Consider the following 23,340-nt stretch of genomic DNA (forward strand, 5'->3'; position numbering starts at 1 on the left):
GAGAAAAGCAAAGCCAGCCTGGTCACGGTCCTGCCGGTAGACGGTGGGCAGTGACCAGTGCTGTCCTTGTCAAGCAACCATCGGAAATTGTTATTCACGGGTTTTTCTCCTGCTGGTTACTATCTCTGACTTTACCTGTCACGGCGCTGGTGGATATTGGCAAAAGGTCTAAGTGAGCTTTGCAACAATGTAAAAAGCTGTTTAATGGCGCGTCCAGGCGCGGCAAAATGGGGGCTCGGAGCTGGGCTGACGTGGCTTTTCACCGCGATGGGAAGCTCGTCACATTTGGCGCATGGTCTTCAGGCGGTGGTGGTATTTGAGGCGTTGGTGAAGGTCATCAAGGGTCCTGACGTCCTGCTGCTGGGCTTCGCGGAAAGCAATGAGGGACAGCTCGGCGGTGGCCAGCGCATCGGCAGCTGCGTGATGGCGTGCGGAGATCTCCAGGCCAAAGTGGTCCGCCCAGTTATCCAGCCGTTTGTTGCCTTCCAGGGCGCGGGGGAAGAGCGCTGGCATCAGCTCGGCTACGTCCAGCCAGGTGTGGGGCTGGGTGTAGTTCAATTGCTGGCGCAGGGCCTTCTCCAGGAATTTACGATCAAACGCTGAGTGAAACGCCAGTATCGGGTCGCCGTTCATCCATTCCAGCAGCCTTAACAGCGCGTCCCGGGTTTCATGGCCCCTGGTAAGGGCCTCGGGGCCGATGCCGTGGATCAGCACGGTCTCGCGGATATCCAGCTCAGGCCGTCTCAGGATCAGGTCAAACTGGTCACTCAGGGGGATAGCCATGCGGTCGATGGCGACGGCACCAATGGCTATGACCTTGTCCTTGGCGGGGTTCAGGCCGGTGGTTTCCAGGTCCAGTACGATAAAGCGAAGATGGTCCAGGTGCTGGCCGCCCACCGCTTTGGGCTTCGGCACGTGGGCAAGGTCGTGGTGCTCTGCGGGGCCCGTGAGTTTTTCGTTGATCCAGGCTTTAAACTGATCCAGCATGGTGATGGTTTCCTAGAGCTGGTAGGTGACTTCCAGTTTCTGCTGGAGGCGCTGGGCCTGGCGGAAGGACTCCCGCAGGATGCGGCGGTCCAGCGGATTCAGGTTGTCCGGGTTGATGTAATTGGACAACTCGTCGCCCTGTTTCAGCTGGTCCTGGTGTGCCCGCATACGGATGGCCTGGATCAGGCTGTAGGCTTCCTGCCAGGCGTTGGCATCCTTGGCATCGAACACGCCCTTGCGGGCGAGTTCTTCCATGCGTTCCAGGGTATTGGCCGTGGCAACTCCGTTGGCGAGGGCGAACACCCGTACCGACTCTACGAACGGTGCCAGGCCCTGGCGCTTCAGGTCCAGGCTGTGGCGGTCGCCATCGGGGGCGTAGCGAAAGCCACGAAAGATATTCAGGGGCGGTCGCCGCTGGAGGGCATTACCAGCCAGCATTTTCTGGAACAGGGCGTTCTTGCGGATGCGGGTCAGGACCGTTTCCAGCAATTCCTGCAGTGGCTCCATGGGCCCGAACACCGCTCTCATATCCAGGAAGATGGACGAATACACCAGGTTTTGTGGCGTAGAGGCGTCAATGAACCTCAGGAACCACTCATCCCACTCCTCCCCGCTGAGGCACAGCTTCGGGTTGCTGGCCATGATGTTGCCCTTGCACCAGGTGAACCCGCACTCCGCCAGTTCCTTGTTGATGGTCTCTGCGAAGGGCAGCAATTTTTCACGTACCTGGTCCGGTGTCATACCTTCGGGGGTGGTGAACAGGATGCCGTTGTCCTGGTCTGTCAGCAGGGTCTGCTCTTGCCGGCCCTCGCTGCCGAAGGTCAGCCAGGTGAAGGGAATGCCCGGATTGTTTTTCTTCAGGTTCAGCTCCAGCACCCGGCGTACAGTGATGTCGTTCAGGGTGGTGATGATCTTGACCACCTGCCCGGAGTCGGCGCCGTGGGCCAGCATGGTGTCCACCAGTCGGGATACGTCGTCCCTCAGGGCAACCAGTGTCTGCAGGTGCGTGGCGGTGCCGATTGCCCGGGCAAGGTGCACCAGGTCCACCCGTTGCAAGGCAAACAGGTCACGCTCGGACACCACGCCAATCAGCCGGTTGTCGTCGTCCACCACGCAGATATGGGCAAAGTGATACTCGGCCATCAGCATGGCGGCCTCGAAGGCGTCAGCGGTGGCCGGCAGGTGATGGGGGTCTGTCGTCATCACCTGGGCGATGGGCGTTTCCAGGGAACAGGTTTCCTCCGCCACCAGGGTGCGCAGGTCACGCAGGGTAAAAATGCCCTTGGGATGGCGCTGGTCGTCGGTGATGATAATGCTGCCCACGCTGTTGTCGTGCATCTTGGCCACGGCCTTGCGCACGGGCATATCCGGAGAGCAGACAATGGGATTGCGCAGGGCGTAGCGTTCCAGCGGCGTGTCCAGTGAATTGGACGAACCCAGTGACGCCATGGCACCGGACTGGATGCGCTGGTTAACCTGGTCCAGCAGGCTGCTGACCCCGCGCAGACAGAAGTCGCGGAAGGAGTCGCTTTCCGAGAACAGGGTGACGAAGTCCTTGTGGTCCAGGCTCAGGCAGAAGGTGTCGCCGGTGGCCCGGTGCAGGGTTTGCGTCGGTCGTTCCCCCACCAGTGCGGCCAGAGGAAAGCATTCGCCCTGGCTGATTTCAAAGGTGGTTTCCGGCTCGCCGGTCTTGGGGTTGTTACGTTCGCCACGGATGCGCCCCTGCTTGACCACGTTAAAGGTGGTGACCGGTCCATCCTCCGGTGCAATTACCTTGTCACCATCAGCGTAGAATCGCAGGGTGGCGTGCTCGGCGAACAGTGCCAGGTGGGCGTCATCCATGCTCGAAAATGGCGCATGCTCCCGCAGAAACGCCATGATGGAACGGGTATTCTGGGGCAGGGTGGCTTCCTGTTCCTGGGTCATGAACCAAGCTCTCTTGTTGTTGTCATTACTGAGAGTGTAACCCATTGCGGTGCCACTCCGGTTTCGGTCTTTGGTCGTATATTGACCAATCCGTCCGGCACCGGTGCCTGCTGCTTTATGCCAGTGATAGCCGGTGGTAAAGTGCCGTTTCAACCCTGCTCAGCCCGAAACGTACCATGACTTCCAAAGACGAGCGCCTGTTATTCCTGGAGCAGATGAAAGACGTCCAGCGGATCCGCCGGCCGAACCGCGCCGAGGTGGCCACCCCCCGTGAGTTGACGCCGGGGCACCTTGAGCGTCAGCGTGCCGCCGTCGATGCACCGAGCCGGGATGCCAACCCGCTGACCGCGTCAGATGTGGATCCTTTGACGGCCCATGACATTCTCTGCTGGCAACGCCCGGGCATCCAGCACGGAGTGTTCCGCAAGCTTCGGCTGGGGCATTACCCTATCGAGGCGCGACTTGACCTGCACCGGATGACGGTCGAAGAAGCCCGCAGGGAAGTGTTCGGCTTCGTCAAGGATTGTGTTCGCTACGGCCTGCGTTCAGTGATCATTCTTCACGGCAAGGGCGAGCGTAATCCCGATGGCATTGCCCAGCTCAAAAGCTACCTGGCACGCTGGCTACCTGAGCTGGACGAAGTGCTGGCGTTCCATTCTGCCCAGAAGCACCATGGCGGCACCGGTGCAGTGTATGTAATGATTCGCAAGAGCGACCAGCAAAAGCAGCGCAACCGCGAAATCCACGGCACGCGATAGCACGCACCGTGCCCGATTTGATGGGATCAATATGAGGCATAGACCATGAAGAAACTGTTTATTGCGGTGCTGGCTGCCCTGACCCTGGCAGGTTGTGAGGGTCGTACTATCTGGAATCCGAATGGCTCGCTTGATGAGGCGACCAAAGACCGTGAAGTCTGGGATGACAAGGGCATGATGGATGAGGCTACCCGTGACCGGGAAATCTGGGATTCCAACGGCAAGATTGATACCCGGGATCGCAAGATCTGGAACGATCGTGAAGGCAAGCCGGTAATCCAGTGAGCAGCGTCAATCTTGTTCGTTACAGTGAGGCTGCCCGGGAAATTTGCGCCGCGGGTGAGTTCCTCTACCAAAATGGCTGGTCACCGGCCACCAGCAGCAACTATTCCCGGCGTATTGATGGCGGGCACGTGGCCATTACCGTGTCGGGCCGGCACAAGGGGCGCCTGGCCGCATCGGATATCATGGTCGTAGACCTGGAAGGCCAACCGGTACAGAGCGACTGCCGGCCATCTGCAGAAACCCTGCTGCATACGGTTATTTACCGTGACCGGCCAGGCGTTGGCGCCGTGCTTCACACCCATTCGGTGAAGGCGACGGTACTGAGTCGGCTGATTGCGGAAGGGCAGGCGCTGATGCTGGAGGGCTACGAGTTACAGAAAGCCTTCGAGGGTGTGACAACCCATGAAGCACAGGTCGCCGTGCCGGTGTTTGCCAATACCCAGGACATCGCCGCGCTGGCCGGTCAGACTCGCCAATGGCTGGCGGAAAACCCGGAGGCGCCGGGCTATCTGATTCGCGGTCATGGCCTGTACACCTGGGGGCGAAACATGGACGAGTGCCTGCGTCATGTAGAAGCCTTTGAATTCCTTTTCGAATGTGAACTTGAAACCATGAGGGTCCGCCCATGACCACCTTGAGCATCTTTCACCAGGACAAGCCGGAGTCGCCGGAACAGGTCGTGGAAAACCCTGCCGATATCGCCCGGCTGCTAAAGGAGCAGGGGGTGCGCTATGAGCGCTGGCCCACACGGGCGCTGCCGGCAAGTGTCACCAGCGACGATATCCTGGACGCCTATGCCGATGAGGTTTCACACCTAAAGGACGAGAGCGGTTTCGCCACGGCGGATGTGGTGAGCCTGACACCGGACCACCCTGACAAGGCAGCCTTTCGTCAGAAGTTCCTGGATGAGCACATCCACAGCGAGGATGAGGTGCGCTTCTTTGTCCATGGCAAGGGCCTGTTCTATCTGCACCTGGGTGACAAGGTCTATGCCGTCATGTGTCGCCAGTGCGACCTGATTAGCGTGCCCAGTGGCACTCGCCACTGGTTCGATATGGGGCCTGAGCCGGAATTCACCTGTATCCGCCTGTTCACCAACCCCGAAGGGTGGGTGGCAGAGTTTACCGGTGAAGATATCGCCGGCCGCCTGCCCCGGTACGAGCAACTCGCCGGAGGTGCCTGATGATTCGCGTAATCCTGACCGATATCGAGGGCACGACCAGTTCCATCTCATTCGTGCACGAGGTGTTATTTCCCTATGCCCGTGAGCACATGGCCGAATTCGTCCGCGACTGGCAGCACGAAGACCTGGTGGTGGCGGAGCAGATGGATGTCGTTGCCGAAAAGTCAGGCTGTGACCGGTCAGATACCGAAGGCCTGATACGGGTGCTTGAAGACTGGATTGACGAGGACCGCAAGGAAACGGCCCTCAAGACCCTGCAGGGCATGCTCTGGGAGCAGGGCTATCAGCATGGCGCCTTTGATGGCCATGTATACCCCGACGCCGCCGAGTATTTGCGTTTCTGGCACGACCGCGGCTTGCGCCTTTACGTGTATTCTTCTGGCTCGGTGAAAGCCCAGAAGCTGATTTTCGGCTTCTCCAGTGAGGGTGACCTGACGCCCTTTTTCAGCGGCTACTTTGATACCAATGTGGGTGGCAAGAAAGACGCAGCCTCTTACCGCAATATCCTGGACGAACTGGGCGTCGAGCCACGAACGGTTCTGTTCCTCTCGGATGTAGAAGCCGAGTTGTCGGCCGCTGAATCTGTAGGCATGAGAACTTGCTGGCTGGTGCGTGAAGGCGATCTTCCGGAAACTGACAAGCGGCCTGTCGCCCGGGACTTCCGTGAGGTTGATGCGCTGCTCCAGCGCCATTGAGCTCAGCCTCCCGGCGCTGCTTATGACCCTGGCGCTGGCGGGCTGCAACCCGTTCAGCGCCCCCGAATCCATGATGGACGAATACGTGGAACGAACTGCCCGCGTACTCGACCAGCCCTATCAACTGAGCGCCATCCCCGCCACCGATCCGCTGCCCAGACGCCGGGACCGGGTACTGCAGATGCCCGAAGTGGAGCTGGGTATGCTGGACTTCCTGTCCCTGTTCGGCTGCGAACTGCAGGTGGTCGCGGGCGAGAAAGCGTCGATCCTGGGCCGGGTAATGCAGCCGGCTAACCGCCTGCGCTACGAAGTCCGCTTTATCGAGGCTGCGGAAGACTGCCTGCCGGAAATCGGTGACGACGAACTCGGGGAAGAGGTTTCCCAAGCTGTGACCAGCAAGCGGGCGTCGCTGCCGGTTGCGGTCTGGAATGCCACCTGGGGTGTGGAAGAGATGGAAAGCCTGTTTACCCGCACTGAAGGGCTCTATCCCCTGGAGCCGGGCGGCGGAACCGGCAACCTGGCCACAGACCTCAACAGCCTGAATGCCATGATGGCGCCGTTGCTGGAAGGTCAAACCGATACCAGCCTCGCCGGCCTGGGTGATATCCACCAGCAATGGCAGGCCCATCAGGCCCCGGGTCAACTTATCCTGACGGCCCGGATGCTGACTGTCCGCCTGGACGATGCCAGCGATGTTATCGAAGCCCGGTTGCAGGAGCGGCCGTTGTGCCTGGACGGCAAGCCCAATAACCAGTCTGAAATCGTCCAGGGCATGTTCTTCAGTGTATTTATCGAACGGGTCCAGCCCTACCTGGCCAGTGTGCGTCGTGCCCGGGATGACCTTGTCCGGCCGCTGGCCGCCCTCGCAGAGCAGCAGAAGGAGGTCATGCCTGAAACGTTCAGGGACTGGTACAACCGTTACCTGAAGCTGGAAGGTGAGGGCTCGCTCTGGGCCGAGCTGGACGCTTCCCAGCAGCGCCATATCGAGCTATGGCAGCAACAGCTGGAGCAATGCGGCTTGCGTCCCGGAACGTGAGCCTTTCCCCGGCTACCTTTGGCTCTCCGGGGTCACCCGCAGTACTTCCTCAATCGTGGTCAGACCGGCGGCCACCTTTTGTGCGCCGCTCAGGCGCAGGGATTTCATGCCGTCCTTGTAGGCGTCCAGTCGCAGCTGTTCCAGCTCACAGCGGTCGTTGATCTGACCGGCGATGGTGCGGGACAGACCAAGGATCTCGTATACACCGGCGCGGCCCAGGTAGCCGGTGTCTCGGCATTCCAGGCAGCCCACCGGCTGATAGATGCGCTTGGGCACCGGAGCTTTCCAGGGGCGGGTGAGGCTGGCCCAGGCTTCCTCCTCCACATCCGTCGGTTTTTTGCAGTGAGGGCACAGCAGCCTGACCAGGCGCTGGGCCATGGCGCCAATAACGGTCGCTCGGATCAGGTAGGGCGGTATGCCCAGCTCCAGTAGCCGGGTGAAAGCACTGGGGGCATCGTTCGTATGCAGGGTGGACAGCACCAGGTGACCGGTGAGGGCGGCCTGTACGGCCATCTCGGCGGTTTCCAGGTCGCGGATCTCGCCGATCATGATGATGTCCGGATCCTGGCGGAGCAGGGCACGTACGCCGGAGGCGAAGGTCAGGTCGATGTTGTGCTGCACCTGCATCTGGTTGAAGGCCGGTTCCACCATTTCAATGGGGTCTTCGATGGTGCAGATGTTCAGGTCCGGCGAGGCCAGGCTTTTCAGTGTCGAATAGAGCGTGGTGGTCTTGCCGGAGCCGGTGGGGCCGGTAACCAGTACAATCCCGTGCGGGCGTCCGGTCATGGCGTGCCAGCGCTCCTGGTCTTCTGCAGAGAAGCCCAGCTGCTCAAAGGTCTTGAGCAGTACTTCCGGGTCGAAAATACGCAGGACCATTTTCTCGCCGAAGGCGGTGGGCATGGTGGCCAAGCGCAGTTCCACCTCGCTGTTGTCCGGTTTGCGGGTCTTGATGCGACCGTCCTGGGGGCGGCGCTTCTCCGCCACGTTCAGGCGCCCCAGGATCTTCAGTCGGCTGGTGACAGCCACGCCCACCTGTTCGGGGAATTCGTAGACGCTGTGCAGGACACCGTCGATGCGGAAGCGAACCCGTGTGACTTCCCGCCGGGGCTCGATATGGATATCGCTGGCCCGCTGTTCGAAGGCGTACTGCAGCAACCAGTCGACGATCTTGACCACATGCTGGTCATTGGCGTCGTGGCTGGTGCCCTGACCGAGGTCCAGCAGCTGCTCGAAGTTGTGGAGATTCCCGCCGGGGCGACCCTGTTGCCCGCCTGCCTTACTCACCGAACTGGCGAGCTGGTAGAACTCCACGGTAAAGCGGCGGATGGACTCGGGGTTGGCGACCACGCGCTTCAGCGGGCGTTGCAGTACGTGGCGCAGGTTGGCTTCCCAGTCGGCCTTGAAAGGTTCCGCGCTGGCGATCACTGCTTCCTGGTCTGTCAGTTCCACCGCCAGGATATGGTGGCGCTGGGCAAAGGCATAGGACATGGCCCGGGCAATGGCCGGCGCGTCGATTTTCAGCGGATCGATGTGGTAGTACGGCTGCCCTGACCATTCGGCAAGCCACCGGGTGAGCCGCTCCAGGTCCAGGGTGCGGCCGTCCCGCAGGCTCGTGAGCCCGGCAATGGCGATGACCTCAAGGGGGTGTCGGGTGCGGGACTCGGCCCCCAGATTGGCGGCCAGCACCCGCTCGGCATCCTCTGTGTTTATTTCGCCGGTATCTGCCAGGGCATTGCAAAGCTCGCGAAGTGTCAGCGTATGATCCGGGCGGGTATTGGTGGCTGCCATGATGTGTCTCCGCCGGTCAGGGCCGGTTGGCTTTGAGGTGGACCATGGCAATGGTGAACAGCGCAAAGGTGAGCACCGCCATAAACACGGGGACTGGCTGCCCCTCACTGAGCCAGGCGGTCACTACCGCCTGTGTGAAGTAGAAAATCACCACGAAGCTCATCCAGATATAGCCGCGGTTATGCCCGCGGAAAACCACCCAGGCGAAGGGCAACAGGGGCAACAGCTTGACGGTGAGCATCAGTACGATGGAAACGCCTTCCACCGGGGATGGCCAGAAGGTGTTGACGACCAGCATGGCCAGCAGAAGTGAGTAGAGTGCCGCAGTAATGGTGCGGGTGGTTCTGGCGGTTTCGGAATGCAGCATGGAGGTTCCTGAAAAGGTGACTTTCGGGTGTCAGACTTGGTCAGTCCGCGAGTTTGATGGCTAACCGGGCCAGTCGTTCACCGAATGTCTGGCAGATGGCTTTCTCGTGGTCACTGAGCTTGCCGCCGGTGTCGCTTTCACCCCAGTGGGATGGGCCGTAGGGCGTGCCGCCAGTGCGTGTTGCGGACAGGGCCTGTTCGGAGTAGGGCACGCCGCAGAGCACCATGCCGTGGTGCAACAGGGGCATCATCATGGTCAGCAGTGTGGACTCCTGGCCGCCGTGGAGGCTGCCTGTGGACGTGAACGCGCCAGCCGGGCGGCCTGACAGGGTGCCGTTCAGCCAGAGGTCACCGGTAGTGTCCAGGAAGTACTTCAGGGGAGCGGCCATATTGCCAAAGCGGGTAGGGCTGCCAATGGCCAGTCCCGTACAGTTCGCCAGGTCATCCTTCGTCGCCCAGGGCGCACCTTCGTCAGGCACTGCGGGCTGCGAGGCCTCGGTATCCGGTGATACTGGTGGCACCGCACGGACCCTGGCGGTCATGCCCTCTACCCGGGCAACGCCACGGGCAATCTGGTTGGCCAACGCCGCTGTGTGACCTGTGCGGCTGTAATAGAGGATCAGAACGTAGGGTTCTTGTTCGGACATGCAATGTTCCCCGGTTGAGGTCGAAAGGTTGGGCCGGTTCAGAGAATATCGAGCACGTTTTCCGGCGGTCGCCCCATGGCCGCCTTGCCGTTGTGGGTAACAATCGGGCGCTCAATCAGTTTCGGGTGCTCGCTCAGCGCCCGCAACAAGGCCTCGTCGTCCAGCCCGGGGTTGTCCAGCCCCAGTTCCTTGTATTCACTTTCCTTTGCCCGGATGATATCCCGCACGGAACACCCCATGGCCACTACCAGGCCGGCCAGTTCTTCTGCTGTCGGCGGTGTTTCCAGGTATTTTATGATGTCTGGCTGTAGTCCCCTGTCTTCCAGCAGGGCCAGGGTCTGGCGGGACTTGGAGCAACGGGGGTTGTGGTAGATGCGGGTCGATTGGTCGGCCATGTGAGTCTCGTTGGTTCTGCCAATAGTGTCATGGGTCAGGGCCCGGCGTGCGGGCGGTACAAGTCTATCAGGAGGTGCCATGGGTAAGTACCCTGTTGTGGTTGCAGTGGCCTTTGCTGCCGTGCTGGCCGGTTGCGGCGAGTCAACGTCGTCTTCGAGTCCGGCTGCGAAGGAATTCCCTACCGCTTCCGGCGATACCTTGCCCTGGGATTCCCTTCGTGGAAGGTGGGTCCTGGTGAATTACTGGGCCGAATGGTGCAAGCCCTGCCTTGAAGAAATCCCCGAGCTCAACGAGGTGGATTCGCTGGAAAATGTGACGGTGCTCGGGGTGAACTACGATGGCGTTGCCGGTGAGGCACTGGTTGAGCTGGGGGACCGTATGGGTATCGGCTTCACCATGCTGGCCAACGACCCTGCCCCTGAACTGGGCTGGGAGGTGCCAGGCGGCCTGCCCGCAACCTTCGTGGTGGCGCCGGACGGTTCCCTGAGTGACACCCTGATGGGCGCCCAGACAGAGGCGGATCTGAAAGCAGCCATCGGGCAGGACTGAGGCGCCCCTTTCAGGTAGAATTCGCAGTTCAGAACTGACCAGCACCAGGCGGGAATTCGAGATCCATGAGCAGCAACTTTGTCCATCTCCGCGTCCATTCCGAGTACTCCATGGTGGACGGCCTTATCCGGGTAAAGCCGCTGATCAACCGGGTGAAGGAGCTGGGCATGCCAGCGGTGGGCCTCACCGAGCAATCCAACATGTGCTCGCTGGTGCGCTTCTACAAGGCAGCCATGGGCGCTGGCATCAAGCCCATCCCTGGCGCCGATCTGTGGCTTGAAAACCCCGATGAGCCCGACAACCCCTTTCGCCTGACCTTGCTGGCCCGCAACCAGAAAGGCTACCTCAACCTCACAGAGATCATCTCCCTCGGCTACACCGAAGGCCAGCGCTACGGCAAGCCCATTATTACCCGGGAGTGGCTGGAGTCACGACCTGACGGCCTGGTTGTGCTTTCCGGCGCCAGGATGGGGGATGTGGGCAAGGCAATCCTGGCCGGCAAGCCGGAGCTGGCACGGGAGCGGTTGCGTTACTGGCTGGACCTGTACCCGGAGAGTTATTACCTGGAACTCCAACGCACCGGTCGGGCCGGCGATGAAGACTGTGTTCATGGCAATGTGGAGCTGGCACTGGAAACCGGCTGCCCGGTGGTGGCCACCAATGATGTGCACTTCCTGGAGCAGGAGGATTTCGAGGCCCACGAGGCCCGTGTCTGCATCGGCGAGAGCCGGACCCTGGCAGACCCTCGCCGCGAGCGCCGTTTCAGCGACCAGCAGTACCTGCGCAGCGCCGAGGAAATGGTCGAGCTGTTCGAGGATATTCCGGAAGCCATCGAGAACACCGTGGAAATCGCCCGCCGCTGCAGCGTGCCGGTGCGTATGGGTGAGTACTTCCTGCCCAACTATCCCATCCCCGATGGCATGACCATGGACGATTACTTCCGCAAGGTGTCCGAGGAGGGCCTGGAAGATCGCCTGAAAACCATCCTCAGCCCGGACGACCCGGACTACGAGGAAAGGCGGGCCGCCTACTTCAAGCGCCTGAACTTCGAACTGGATATCATCATCCAGATGGGGTTCCCCGGCTACTTCCTGATCGTGATGGACTTCATCAAGTGGGCCAAGAACAACGGCGTTCCGGTGGGCCCGGGCCGGGGTTCCGGTGCCGGGTCACTGGTAGCCTACGCCCAGCTCATCACCGACCTGGATCCGCTTCAGTATGACCTGCTGTTCGAACGCTTCCTGAACCCGGAACGGGTGTCCATGCCTGACTTTGACGTGGACTTCTGCATGGAAGGCCGTGACCGGGTGATTGACTATGTGGCCGACAAGTATGGCCGCGAGGCGGTTTCCCAGATCATTACCTTCGGCACCATGGCGGCCAAGGCGGTAGTGCGGGACGTGGCGCGGGTTCAGGGGAAGTCGTACGGCCTCGCTGACCGCTTGTCCAAGATGATCCCCTTCGAAGTGGGCATGACCCTGGAAAAGGCGGTAGAGCAGGAAGAGCAGCTGCGGGATTTCCTGGAACAGGATGAAGAAGCCCAGGAAATCTGGGAAATGGCCCTCAAGCTTGAGGGCGTCTGCCGGAACGCCGGCAAGCACGCCGGTGGCGTGGTGATCGCACCCACCAAGATTACCGATTTCTCACCGCTGTACTGCGATGATGAGGGCGGCAGCCTGGTCACCCAGTTTGACAAGGGTGATGTGGAAGACGCCGGCCTGGTGAAGTTTGACTTCCTGGGGCTGCGGACGCTCACCATCATCGACTGGGCGCTGAAGATGATTAACCCCCGCCGGGAAAAGCGGGGTGAACCGGAACTGGATATCAACGACATCCCGCTGGATGACGTGCCCTCGTTTACCATGTTGAAGAAAGCCGAAACTACGGCGGTTTTCCAGCTGGAATCCCGGGGCATGAAGGACCTGATCCGCCGCCTGCAGCCGGACTCCCTGGAAGACATGATCGCCCTGGTGGCCCTGTTCCGGCCCGGGCCGCTGCAGTCGGGCATGGTGGATGACTTTATTGACCGGAAGCACGGGCGGCAGCCGGTGTCCTTCCCCCATCCGGACTATCAGTATGAAGGCCTGAAGCCGGTGCTGGAGCCCACCTACGGGGTCATCCTGTACCAGGAGCAGGTCATGCAGATCGCCCAGGTGATGGCCGGCTATACCCTGGGTGGCGCCGACATGCTGCGCCGGGCCATGGGCAAGAAAAAGCCCGAGGAAATGGCCAAGCAGAAAGAGATTTTCCTCGAAGGGTGCGCCAATAACGGTATCGACAAGACCCTGGCGGAGAACATCTTCGACCTGGTGGAAAAGTTCGCCGGCTACGGCTTCAACAAGTCCCACTCGGCTGCCTACGCCCTGGTGTCCTACCAGACCCTTTGGCTGAAGGCCCATTATCCGGCGGAGTTCATGGCGGCGGTACTCACCGCCGATATGCAGAACACCGACAAAGTCGTGACCCTGGTAGAAGAGTGCCGGGCCATGGGCCTGGACCTGGTGCTGCCGGATGTGAGCACCTCAGAATACACCTTCACCGTCAACGACGAAGGCCAGGTCGTCTATGGCCTGGGTGCCATCAAGGGCCTGGGCGAGGGGCCGATCCAGAGTATTGTGGAGGGTCGGCAGGAAGGCGGTCCCTACAAGGACCTGTTTGATTTCTGCTGCCGGGTTGATCTCAAGAAGGTCAACAAGCGCGCCCTGGAGGCAATGATTCGCGCCGGCGCCATGGATAAGCTCGGTCCCGGCCGGGCCCAGCTTATGGCCAGCATCGACAAGGCCATACAGCAGGCCGGCCAGCAATCCCGCAATGAGTCCGCCGGCATGACCGATATGTTCGGCGACCTGCTGGGCGGCGACGAAGGGGTAGACCCGTTTGCGGATGTGGCGAATGTTCGGGAATGGCCCGAGAAAGCCCGTCTCAAGGGCGAAAAGGACACCCTCGGCCTGTACCTGACCGGTCACCCCTTTGACGAGTACGAGAAGGAAGTGCGGCGGTTTGTGCGCTCGGCGATTGCTGACCTGCAGCCATCCCGTTCACCCCAGCGGGTCGCGGGATTGATTGTTGCCCAGCGCACCATGAAGACCCGTACCGGATCCACCATGTGCTTTGTCACCCTGGACGATCGTTCCGGTCGAATCGAGGCTACCCTGTTCTCTGAGGCCTTCAACGAAAACCGCGAACTGCTCCAGTCTGACCAGGTAATTGTGCTCGAAGGGCAGGTCAGCCACGATGACTACTCCGGCCAGATGAAAATGCGGGTGAGCTCGGTGATGGATGTGCCGACTGCGCGGCAGTCATTCAGCCGTGGCCTGCAACTGAGGCTGGAAGCCGGGCAGTTGCAGAACGGCCTGCTGGACAAGCTGGACAGTACGCTCCGCCCCTTCCGCAATCAGGGCAGTCCGGTATGGATCGAATACCAGGGGGATGACGCCAGTACCCGGATCGAGCTGGGTGAGAACTGGCGCGTGCAACCGGATGACAACCTGCTGCTGGAACTGAGATACCTGGTGGGGGATAACCGCGTTGAACTGGTCTATGATTGATGGCAGCGCCGTTGCAGTATCAGGCCAGGTCACATTAATACCAAGGTCCGCTTTTTTACAAAGCCTTGCATTGGTATCTTTAGGCAAAATTTGAACCTGCAGCCCCTTTTTTGATCATCGGAAAAGTTGGCGGCGGAACCGACACAAATTGATGGAATACCATGAATCCTAATTACCTGGACTTCGAACAGCCAATTGCCGACCTGGAAGCCAAGATTGAAGAGCTTCGCCTGGTGGGAAATGATACCGAAATCAACATCACCGACGAGATCAACCGGCTGCGTACCAAGAGTATCAGTCTGACCGAGAGCATTTTCTCGGACCTGGCCTCCTGGGATGTTGCCCGGCTTGCCCGTCACCCCCGCCGGCCCTACACCCTCGACTACGTCGAAATGATGTTTGACGACTTCGATGAACTGCATGGCGACCGGGCCTACGCAGACGATCTGTCCATCGTTGGCGGTACCGCACGGCTGGATAACCAGCCGGTAATGGTAATCGGCCACCAGAAAGGCCGCGAAGTCCGGGACAAGGTGCGCCGCAACTTCGGCATGCCGCGCCCCGAAGGCTATCGCAAGGCCATGCGTCTGATGGAGATGGCCGAGCGCTTCCGCATGCCGGTACTGACCTTTATCGACACCCCCGGTGCCTACCCGGGTATTGGTGCCGAAGAGCGCGGGCAGAGCGAGGCTATCGCCCGCAACCTGGCGGTGATGTCGCGGCTCAAGACACCGATTCTCTCCACCGTGGTGGGTGAGGGCGGTTCCGGTGGCGCGCTGGCCATTGGTGTTTGTGACCACCTGTACATGCTCCAGTACTCCACCTACGCGGTGATCTCGCCGGAAGGCTGCGCCTCCATCCTCTGGAAGAGCGCGGACTACGCCTCCCAGGCAGCGGAAGCCATGGGTGTGACCGCCCAGCGACTCAAGGAGCTGGGCGTGGCGGATACCGTCGTGAAAGAACCGTTGGGTGGCGCCCACCGTGACCCGCAAAAAATGGCGGACTCACTGAAAGAAGAACTGCTCAAGGGCCTGCACGAATATGGCAGCCTCAGCCAGGATGAACTGGTGGCGCGGCGCTATGAGCGCCTGACCCGCTATGACACCGGGCGGTAATCCGCGCCCGGATGCTTTCTTTCCGGAACTGCTGGCGCCTTTGCAGGCGCTGACAGTCACCGGCCAGGTCCGGGTCGCCCTTTCAGGCGGCCTGGACTCCATGGTTCTTCTTCACCTTGCCCGCCAGGTGTTCGGCCAACCGGCCGGCCAGCTCTCCGCCGTTCACGTTAATCATCAGCTGCAACCTGCAGCGCAGGACTTTGAGTCTGCCTGCATCAGCGCCTGCGAGGCGCTTTCCGTCCCGCTGGAGGTGGTGCCGGTGAGCGTCAGCACAGCGGAATCCAGCGTGGAAACCGCTGCCCGCGATGCCCGTTACCAGGTATTTGCCCGGCTTATGGAGCCCGGGGATGTGTTGCTGATGGCCCATCATGGTGACGACCAGTCGGAAACCCTGCTGTTCCGTTTTGTTCGTGGTACCGGTGTTCGCGGTCTTGGTGGAATCCCGGCTGCTCGCCCCCTGGGGAAGGGGCGCGTGGTTCGCCCGCTGCTGGGTGTGAGCAGGGAGTGCCTGCATCGTCAGGCCGTGGCCGCAGGGATCCAGTGGCAGGAAGATCCCACCAATGCAGTGTCCGATGTGGATCGCAACTTCCTTCGCCACGAAATTATCCCGCGGCTGGCTGAGCGCTGGCCTGGTCTTAGGCAGCGGCTGGCAGCAACCGCCAGGGCCTGTAGTGAATCCCGTGAACTCGCAGACCTGCTGGCCCGCACCCATTTTGAGCAACTGGCGGATGGACCTCACCGGATTTTCCTCGGAGGGGTTCGGCAGCTCCCGTTATCAGCCCGGCGAAACCTGCTCCAGTGGTGGTTGGGTGATGATCTCGGGCGAACCCTTTCTGACCCGGAATTGGAGGACCTGGTGAACTCGGCCCCGGACGCCAGGCCGGAAATCCTCGGTCACCGATTTGCCCTGTGCCGTTTCCGGGGCCATATTTACCGGGTTGCCCGGAACCCTGCGCCGCAAGCCGCAGATCAGTTGCTTGTGCCCGGGCAGTCTGTGCGTGATGGGGAATTCACCATTTGCCTGCAGGGCAGGGCGGAGATTGACGAGGCAGCGAGGTTCCGGCTCACCCATCGTCGCGGTGGTGAGCGTTTGCGGGAGCGCGCTGGCGGGCCATCCCGGCCGCTGAAGAAGTGGCTGCAGGATCAGGGACTGCCACCCTGGGAAAGGGAGCGGTTGCCACTGATATTCCGGGGTGAGGCGTTGGTGGCAGTCGGGGATCTGTGGCAGTCACCGGAGCTGGAGTGCGCGACAGCCGGAGGCTGGCAGCTCGATATACGACGGGGGAGGGGCAGTACCTGCGGCAGTAAATAGCAGGCTGTCCTGATTGAGCCATGGGGGGCTTTCTGGTAATCTGGCGTCCCATCTCGAGATGACAATCTCCCTCCTTACTGAACCTGATAATCACGGAATCTGCATGACGCGTTATATTTTCGTCACCGGCGGTGTTGTGTCCTCATTGGGGAAAGGGATCGCGTCTGCCTCCCTGGCGGCCATCCTGGAAGCTCGTGGCCTGAAGGTCACCATCCTGAAGCTCGACCCCTATATCAATGTGGACCCGGGCACTATGAGCCCGTTCCAGCACGGAGAGGTCTTTGTGACCGAAGACGGTGCAGAGACTGACCTCGACCTGGGGCACTACGAGCGCTTCATTCGCACCCCCATGACCCGCCGCAATAACTTCACTACCGGCCGGGTGTACGAGGAAGTAATCCGCAAGGAACGCCGGGGTGATTACCTCGGTGGCACCGTGCAGGTGATTCCCCATATCACGGACGAGATCAAGCGCCGGGTGGTGGAAGGCGCCGCCGGGGTGGATGTGGCGCTGGTGGAAATCGGTGGCACCGTGGGTGATATCGAGTCCCTGCCATTCCTGGAAGCCTGCCGTCAGCTGAAGGTGGAAGTAGGGCCGACCCGGGCACTGTTCATGCACCTGACCCTGGTGCCGTACATTGCCACCGCCGGTGAAATCAAGACCAAGCCCACCCAGCATTCCGTGAAAGAAATGCGCTCCATCGGCCTGCAGCCGGACATCCTGCTGTGCCGGTCCGAGCACGAAGTGGATGCCAGCTCCCGCCGCAAGATTGCCCTGTTCACCAACGTGGAAGAGCGCGCTGTCATCCCGCTGCAGGATGCCAGTTCCATCTACGCCATTCCCCGTATGCTGCATGGTTTCGGGCTGGACCAGCTGATTATCGAGCGCTTTGGCCTCAAGGCCGGCGAGGCGGACCTTGGCGAGTGGGATGCGGTGGTCGACGCCATCACCAATCCCGAGCAGGAAATCACCATAGCCATGGTAGGCAAGTACATGGAGTTGCTTGACGCCTACAAGTCGTTGATCGAATCCTTGCTCCATGCCGGTATCAAGACCCGCACCAAGGTCAATATCGAGTACATCGACTCCGAGGACATCGAGCGCAATGGTACCGGTGCGCTGGAGAAGGCACATGCCATCCTGGTACCCGGTGGGTTTGGCGAGCGGGGCGTGGAAGGCAAGATTCGCACCGTTCAGTACGCCCGGGAAAACAAGGTGCCCTACCTGGGTATCTGCCTGGGTATGCAGGTGGCGGTTATCGAATACGCCCGCAACGTGGCCGGCCTCGAAGGGGCCCATTCCACCGAATTCCGGGAGAACTCCCCGGCACCGGTGGTCGGTCTGATCACCGAGTGGCTGGATGCCAGCGGCAAGCGGGAAGAGCGCACCGAGGAATCCGACATCGGCGGCACCATGCGCCTGGGCGCCCAGGACTGCGTGCTGACTGAAGGCACCACCATCAACCAGTGCTACGGCAAGTCAGTGATTCGCGAGCGCCACCGTCACCGCTACGAGGTCAACAACCATTTCGTGCCCCAGCTGGAACAGGCCGGCCTGCGTGTCGCCGGCCGCTCTACCGACGGCAAGCTGGTTGAAGTGGTGGAAGTGCCAAATCACCCCTGGTTCGTGGCCTGTCAGTTCCACCCCGAGTTCACATCCACGCCCCGTGACGGCCACCCGCTGTTCACCGGCTTCGTGGAGGCTGCCCTGAACCACGCCGGGCACTGATCGCCCGGCCATAAAAAAGGACATCGCAGCCATGGCCCAAGCAACCCTCAACGTTGCCGACCTGACTATCGCCAACGAGCAGCCGTTTGTGCTGTTCGGTGGCATGAACGTGCTGGAATCCCGGGAGCTGGCCTTTGAAGTGGCCGACGCCTACGTGGACATTACCCGGCGCCTGGGAATTCCCTACGTCTTCAAGGCCTCGTTCGACAAGGCCAACCGATCCTCCATCAACTCCTTCCGCGGCCCTGGCCTGGAAGCGGGCTTGCAGTTGCTGGCAGATATCAAGGACAAGTATGGGGTTCCGGTGATTTCCGATGTACACGAGACCTGGCAGGCGGAGCCCGCTGCCGAGGTGTGTGACATCATCCAGTTACCGGCCTTTCTCAGTCGCCAGACCGACCTGGTGGTAGCGATGGCCAGAACCGGCGCGGTCATCAATATCAAGAAAGCCCAGTTCCTGGCGCCCCGGGAAATGGCGCATATCATCCGTAAATGTGAGGAAGCCGGTAATGACCGGGTCATCCTCTGCGAGCGGGGCACCAGCTTTGGCTACAACAACCTGGTGGTGGATATGCTCGGTTTCCGCCAGATGAAAGACCTGGGCGTACCGGTTTTCTTCGACGTAACCCACGCCTTGCAAATGCCGGGTGGCCGTGCAGATTCCGCCGGTGGCCGACGTGCCCAGGTAGGGGACCTGGCCCTGGCGGGTATGTCCCAGGGGCTGGCCGGCCTGTTCCTGGAAGCCCATCCCGACCCCGACAAGGCCCTGTGCGACGGGCCCTGTGCCCTGCGACTGAACCAGCTTGAGCCGTTCCTGGGACAGGTAAAGGCGGTGGACGACCTGGTTAAAGGCTTTGCGCCCCTCGACACGGCCTGAAGTTAAGCCGGCAACGCCATGAACTGTGGAATGTTTCTTCAAGTCAGACACTATCCGGAGATAGAAAAGCATGACCAAGATCGCTGATATCAAGGGCCGTGAGGTCCTGGATTCCCGCGGTAACCCGACAGTGGAAGCCGATGTCATTCTCGAAGATGGGACTCTGGGCCGCGCCTGCGCTCCTTCCGGAGCCTCCACCGGCTCCCGGGAAGCCCTGGAACTCCGTGACCAGGACAAGGGCCGTTATCTGGGCAAGGGTGTCACCAAGGCTGTTGCAGCGGTGAATGGTGATATCCGCAATGCCCTGGTCGGCAAGGATAGCGCGGATCAGCGTTCCCTCGACCAGATCATGATTGACCTGGACGGCACCGAGAACAAGGCCAACCTGGGCGCCAACGCGATCCTGGCGGTATCCCTGGCGGCCGCAAAGGCTGCAGCGACCTCCCTCGGCAAGCCGCTGTACGAGCACATCGCTGACGTTAATGGCAGCGCTGGCCAGTACTCCATGCCGGTGCCCATGATGAATATCCTCAACGGTGGTGAACACGCCGACAACAACGTGGATATCCAGGAGTTCATGGTACAGCCGGTAGCCGCCAGGAGCTTTGGTGAAGCCCTGCGCATCGGTGCGGAGATCTTCCACAGCCTCAAGAAGGTGCTGAAGGGCCAGGGCCTGAACACAGCGGTCGGCGACGAGGGTGGCTTTGCGCCCAACCTGCCGTCCAATGAAGCGGCACTTGCGGCTATCCAGGAAGCTGTCGAAGGCGCAGGCTACAAGCTGGGTTCCGACGTCACCCTGGCGCTGGATTGTGCCTCGTCTGAATTCTACAAGGATGGCCAGTACCAGTTGTCCGGTGAGGGCAAGAGCTTTGATTCCGCCGGTTTCGCCGATTACCTGGCCGGCCTGTGCGAGCGGTTCCCGATCGTTTCCATCGAGGATGGCATGGATGAAGGTGACTGGGATGGCTGGAAGGTGCTGACCGACAAGCTGGGTGACAAGGTACAGCTGGTGGGTGACGACCTGTTTGTGACCAACACCCGTATCCTGAAAGAAGGTATCGAGAAGGGTATTGCCAACTCCATCCTGATCAAGTTCAATCAGATCGGCAGCCTGACGGAAACCCTGGATGCCATCAAGATGGCCCAGGACGCCGGCTACACCGCCGTGATTTCCCATCGCTCCGGCGAGACCGAAGACACCACGATCGCCGACCTGGCTGTAGCCACCTGTGCCGGCCAGATCAAGACGGGCTCCCTGTGTCGCTCTGACCGCGTGGCCAAGTACAACCAGCTGCTGCGTATTGAAGAGGCACTGGATGGCAAGGCACCGTATCGCGGCCTGTCGGAGATCAAGGGTCAGGGCTGACCGGCCTGAAAGCCAGTCCGTGCATCATGGCGCGGACTGGGCTAGACTCTGGTGGCCAACGGTGAGGGCAGGTCTGGCGGCCCTCAGGCGGCGTCGGCATCGTGGTCTGGCCACGAAACGGAATAATGGAATCGTGTCATGAAAGTGCTCTGGTCCGTCATGGTAATACTGATTGTCCTGCTACAGGTACGCCTGTGGGTGGGAGAAGGCAGTTATGCCCAGGTCTGGAGCCTGAGTGATACGATCGCCGAGCAACGGGCGGAAAATGCAAAGCTTTCCGCCCGTAACGAGCGCCTCTATGCTGAGGTCCGCAACCTGGGTTCCGGCCAGGGAGCCGTTGAAGAGCGAGCCCGAAAGAACCTGGGCCTGATTCACCGTGACGAAACCTTCTTCCTGGTCGTGGAGCCCTGAGTTTCTGACCGCTACCATTACCACTCTATGAACGCCCATCGTTTCTGGCTTGTCGTACCTGCTGCGGGCATTGGCCAGCGCATGCAGGCTGACCTTCCCAAGCAGTACCTGACCCTCAATGGCCGCTTTGTGCTGGATGTGACCCTTGATCGCCTTCTATCCTGCGGGCCCTGGGCGGGTTGCGTGGTTCCCCTTCACCGGGACGACCGCTGGTGGCCAGTGAGCTCCAGTTCAGGCGACCCCCGAATCGAGCCCTGTGCCGGTGGTGCAGAGCGCGCCGGCTCTGTGCTGGCAGCCCTGGAACACCTTCAGGGCCGGGCTGGTGATGCCGACTGGGTGCTGGTACATGACGTGGCCCGCCCCTGTGTTTACCCGGAGGATATCGCCCGGCTCAGAGCCACCCTTGCGGACGACCCTTGTGGCGGATTGCTGGCAGCGCCGGTTTCCGACACCATCAAGGAGGTGGCCCCCGACTCTGACCAGGTGCTGGCGACCCGTGACCGGAAATCGTTGTGGAGGGCCTTCACCCCCCAGATGTTCCGCTACCAGGCTTTGTTCTCGGCATTGCAGCAAGGCATCCATGAGCATCAGGGTGCCATTACCGATGAAGCCTCTGCCATGGAGCTGGCGGGCTGGCAGCCGAGGGTGGTGCCCGGGCGCACTGATAACATCAAGATAACCGTTCCCGAAGACCTGGCGCTGGCGGAGTTTATCCTCACCCGTCAGGCTGCTGGATAAAACCACTGATCAACAGGCTGGTGTTATGCGAATAGGACAGGGCTTTGATGTCCACGCCTTCTGTGAGGGCTCTGAAATAATTCTGGGCGGCGTGACTATCCCCCATAACCAGGCTCTGAAGGCCCACTCTGATGGTGATGTCCTGCTGCACGCCATTGCCGATGCGCTGTTGGGTGCTGCCGCCCTGGGAGATATTGGCCACCTTTTCCCGGACACCAGTGACGAGTGGGCCGGGGCTGACAGCCGGGTACTGCTGCGCGAAGTGCGGCGGCAGATTGCTGACCGCGGCCTGGAAGTGGTCAACGTAGACAGTACCATCATCGCCCAGGCGCCGAAGATGGCGCCCCACGTAGCAGCCATGCGCCAGCACATTGCCGAAGACCTGGGTATTTCCATGGATCGAGTCAGCGTCAAGGCGACCACGACCGAAAAACTCGGCTTCACCGGGCGGGGTGAAGGTATTGCCTGCCAGGCGGCCTGCCTGCTGGATGACGCGCGCCCATGAGCAGCTGGCGACTGGAATGGCCCTGGGCTGATGGTGAACCGGCAGGTTCCGGGACGCTCAAATCCTGCCCGGAAGATTTTCGGGTGACGGAAATCCTGGAAACTGGGGGGCCGGTTCTTGAGCTCGCCCCGTTGGCACTACCGGAGCAGCTGGCGGTGCCCGGGCAGGGCGAACACCTGCTGATCTACCTGGAAAAGACCGGCGATAATACGTCCTGGGTCGCCAGTGAGCTTGGAAAGCTGGCTGGGTGTGGCGACCGGGGTGTTGGTTACTGCGGCCTCAAGGACCGGCATGCGGTCACCCGGCAATGGTTCAGTGTGCAACGCCCGGGACTCGAGGCAGACGATGCCGGGTTCCTGCAGGCTGTGCAAGGAATGCAGGCGCAGTGGCAGGTTCTGGCTGTGGCCCGTCGGGAGCGTAAACTTCGCACCGGCGAGCATCGGGCTAACCGATTCGAGGTCAGGCTACGCAATCTCACCGGGGATTCCGGGGCAATCACTGGGCGTCTGCAGGCGATTCGCAACCATGGTTGTCCGAACTATTTCGGTTCGCAACGCTTTGGCCACGAAGGCGGTAACCTGGACCGGGCTATCTCGATGGCTGCGAATGCCGGCCGCAACCGTCGGAAACGGCGGGGAGGCCGTAACCGTGAAGGCCTGTACCTTTCCGCGGCCCGCTCCTGGCTGTTCAATGAGGTGTTGGCCGAGCGGGTTATCCAGGGAAACTGGGACTCAATGCTGGAAGGTGAGCCGACATCTGAGCCCAGCGGTCCGCTGTGGGGTGATGGGGGCACCCTGGCAACCGGCTTGCAGGAAGGGCTCGAGCGGGAAGTCGTTGCACGTCATCCGGAAATGGCGCAGGTGTTTGCCAGCTCCCGCATGGCGCCGGATCGTCGCCCACTCAGGGTCCTGCCTGCTGACCTGGACTGGTCTTTCCACCAGTCCGGTGACAACCACTGGCTGGATCTGTCGTTCACTCTTTCTCCCGGGCAATACGCGACCACCTTGCTCTCCTCAGTGATTGAAATAGACGCCACCCGCTGATTTCCTGCGTTATTCCGATGGCGGCAGTTGCCATAATTTCCGCGCCGTGACAGAAATAACCCGCTTTATCCGTTAGAATT

General features: G+C 61.0%; 23 protein-coding genes. 17 read left to right on the forward strand and 6 right to left on the reverse strand.

Annotated elements, in window-relative coordinates; all coding sequences use genetic code 11:
* Positions 1-279: 279 nt before the first annotated feature.
* Entirely contained in the window at positions 280-987 is a 708-nt protein-coding gene (locus MLC59_RS03720; RefSeq protein WP_248230971.1) for a 3'-5' exonuclease, read from the reverse strand.
* Positions 988-999: 12 nt separating this feature from the next.
* Entirely contained in the window at positions 1,000-2,913 is a 1,914-nt protein-coding gene (locus MLC59_RS03725; RefSeq protein ID WP_248230975.1) for a putative nucleotidyltransferase substrate binding domain-containing protein, read from the reverse strand.
* Positions 2,914-3,089: 176 nt separating this feature from the next.
* Here MLC59_RS03725 and smrA point away from each other — a divergent pair, with 176 nt between their 5' ends.
* Genes smrA through MLC59_RS03755 form a run of 6 tightly spaced genes read left to right on the forward strand, consistent with a single transcriptional unit; the run spans position 3,090 to position 6,870 of the window.
* On the forward strand, positions 3,090-3,671 hold the full coding sequence (smrA, locus tag MLC59_RS03730) for a DNA endonuclease SmrA (protein ID WP_248230976.1): 582 nt from the start codon (positions 3,090-3,092) through the stop codon (positions 3,669-3,671).
* A gap of 45 nt (positions 3,672-3,716) precedes the next feature.
* Positions 3,717-3,956 carry a membrane lipoprotein lipid attachment site-containing protein gene (locus MLC59_RS03735; RefSeq protein ID WP_248230978.1) on the forward strand — a complete coding sequence of 80 codons (240 nt, stop codon included), beginning with the start codon at positions 3,717-3,719 and terminating at the stop codon, positions 3,954-3,956.
* Positions 3,953-4,585, forward strand: a complete 633-nt coding sequence (locus MLC59_RS03740) for a methylthioribulose 1-phosphate dehydratase (protein ID WP_248230980.1) — start codon at positions 3,953-3,955, stop codon at positions 4,583-4,585. The genes MLC59_RS03735 and MLC59_RS03740 overlap by 4 nt, the downstream gene beginning before the upstream one ends.
* Entirely contained in the window at positions 4,582-5,139 is a 558-nt protein-coding gene (locus MLC59_RS03745) for a 1,2-dihydroxy-3-keto-5-methylthiopentene dioxygenase (protein WP_248230982.1), read from the forward strand. Before MLC59_RS03740 ends, MLC59_RS03745 begins: the two co-directional genes overlap by 4 nt.
* Positions 5,139-5,834 carry an acireductone synthase gene (gene mtnC, locus MLC59_RS03750; RefSeq protein WP_248230984.1) on the forward strand — a complete coding sequence of 232 codons (696 nt, stop codon included), beginning with the start codon at positions 5,139-5,141 and terminating at the stop codon, positions 5,832-5,834. The genes MLC59_RS03745 and mtnC overlap by 1 nt, the downstream gene beginning before the upstream one ends.
* Positions 5,812-6,870: a DUF3080 domain-containing protein gene (locus MLC59_RS03755; RefSeq protein ID WP_248230985.1), complete on the forward strand. Its 1,059-nt coding sequence runs from the start codon at positions 5,812-5,814 to the stop codon at positions 6,868-6,870. The genes mtnC and MLC59_RS03755 overlap by 23 nt, the downstream gene beginning before the upstream one ends.
* A gap of 12 nt (positions 6,871-6,882) precedes the next feature.
* Here the strand turns inward: MLC59_RS03755 and tfpB are convergent, their stop codons facing one another.
* From tfpB to arsC, 4 genes are read right to left on the reverse strand one after another with little or no spacing between them, the layout of a single operon-like run.
* A complete protein-coding gene (tfpB, locus tag MLC59_RS03760) occupies positions 6,883-8,658 on the reverse strand; it encodes a type IV pilus assembly ATPase TfpB (protein WP_248230987.1) in 1,776 nt (591 codons plus the stop codon).
* A 16-nt stretch (positions 8,659-8,674) separates the two neighbouring features.
* Positions 8,675-9,025, reverse strand: a complete 351-nt coding sequence (locus MLC59_RS03765; RefSeq protein ID WP_248230990.1) for a DUF2069 domain-containing protein — start codon at positions 9,023-9,025, stop codon at positions 8,675-8,677.
* Between the two features lie 40 nt (positions 9,026-9,065).
* Positions 9,066-9,671, reverse strand: coding sequence for an NAD(P)H:quinone oxidoreductase (gene wrbA, locus MLC59_RS03770; protein WP_248230991.1), 606 nt, complete (start codon positions 9,669-9,671; stop codon positions 9,066-9,068).
* 38 nt (positions 9,672-9,709) lie between these two features.
* Positions 9,710-10,066, reverse strand: a complete 357-nt coding sequence (gene arsC / locus MLC59_RS03775) for an arsenate reductase (glutaredoxin) (protein WP_248230993.1) — start codon at positions 10,064-10,066, stop codon at positions 9,710-9,712.
* A 79-nt stretch (positions 10,067-10,145) separates the two neighbouring features.
* On the opposite strand from arsC, the gene MLC59_RS03780 reads away from it, so the two are divergent.
* From MLC59_RS03780 to truD, 11 genes are all read left to right on the forward strand, one after another.
* Positions 10,146-10,616, forward strand: coding sequence for a TlpA family protein disulfide reductase (locus tag MLC59_RS03780; protein WP_248230995.1), 471 nt, complete (start codon positions 10,146-10,148; stop codon positions 10,614-10,616).
* 65 nt (positions 10,617-10,681) lie between these two features.
* Positions 10,682-14,164: a DNA polymerase III subunit alpha gene (gene dnaE / locus MLC59_RS03785; protein WP_248230996.1), complete on the forward strand. Its 3,483-nt coding sequence runs from the start codon at positions 10,682-10,684 to the stop codon at positions 14,162-14,164.
* Positions 14,165-14,325: 161 nt separating this feature from the next.
* Positions 14,326-15,279 carry an acetyl-CoA carboxylase carboxyl transferase subunit alpha gene (gene accA / locus MLC59_RS03790; protein WP_248230998.1) on the forward strand — a complete coding sequence of 318 codons (954 nt, stop codon included), beginning with the start codon at positions 14,326-14,328 and terminating at the stop codon, positions 15,277-15,279.
* Positions 15,263-16,591, forward strand: a complete 1,329-nt coding sequence (tilS, locus tag MLC59_RS03795) for a tRNA lysidine(34) synthetase TilS (protein WP_248230999.1) — start codon at positions 15,263-15,265, stop codon at positions 16,589-16,591. Before accA ends, tilS begins: the two co-directional genes overlap by 17 nt.
* A gap of 103 nt (positions 16,592-16,694) precedes the next feature.
* Complete coding sequence (pyrG, locus tag MLC59_RS03800; RefSeq protein ID WP_248231000.1) at positions 16,695-18,320, forward strand: CTP synthase; 1,626 nt, start codon at positions 16,695-16,697, stop codon at positions 18,318-18,320.
* Positions 18,321-18,351: 31 nt separating this feature from the next.
* On the forward strand, positions 18,352-19,197 hold the full coding sequence (gene kdsA, locus MLC59_RS03805) for a 3-deoxy-8-phosphooctulonate synthase (RefSeq protein WP_248231001.1): 846 nt from the start codon (positions 18,352-18,354) through the stop codon (positions 19,195-19,197).
* A gap of 70 nt (positions 19,198-19,267) precedes the next feature.
* Entirely contained in the window at positions 19,268-20,563 is a 1,296-nt protein-coding gene (gene eno, locus MLC59_RS03810; protein ID WP_248231002.1) for a phosphopyruvate hydratase, read from the forward strand.
* A 138-nt stretch (positions 20,564-20,701) separates the two neighbouring features.
* Complete coding sequence (ftsB, locus tag MLC59_RS03815) at positions 20,702-20,974, forward strand: cell division protein FtsB (RefSeq protein ID WP_248231005.1); 273 nt, start codon at positions 20,702-20,704, stop codon at positions 20,972-20,974.
* Positions 20,975-21,001: 27 nt separating this feature from the next.
* On the forward strand, positions 21,002-21,712 hold the full coding sequence (gene ispD, locus MLC59_RS03820) for a 2-C-methyl-D-erythritol 4-phosphate cytidylyltransferase (RefSeq protein ID WP_248231006.1): 711 nt from the start codon (positions 21,002-21,004) through the stop codon (positions 21,710-21,712).
* Between the two features lie 25 nt (positions 21,713-21,737).
* A complete protein-coding gene (gene ispF / locus MLC59_RS03825) occupies positions 21,738-22,217 on the forward strand; it encodes a 2-C-methyl-D-erythritol 2,4-cyclodiphosphate synthase (RefSeq protein ID WP_248231007.1) in 480 nt (159 codons plus the stop codon).
* A complete protein-coding gene (gene truD / locus MLC59_RS03830) occupies positions 22,214-23,260 on the forward strand; it encodes a tRNA pseudouridine(13) synthase TruD (RefSeq protein ID WP_248231008.1) in 1,047 nt (348 codons plus the stop codon). The genes ispF and truD overlap by 4 nt, the downstream gene beginning before the upstream one ends.
* Positions 23,261-23,340: the final 80 nt, after the last annotated feature.

Source organism: Marinobacter bryozoorum (assembly GCF_023156245.1).
Classification (GTDB): Bacteria; Pseudomonadota; Gammaproteobacteria; order Pseudomonadales; family Oleiphilaceae; genus Marinobacter; species Marinobacter bryozoorum.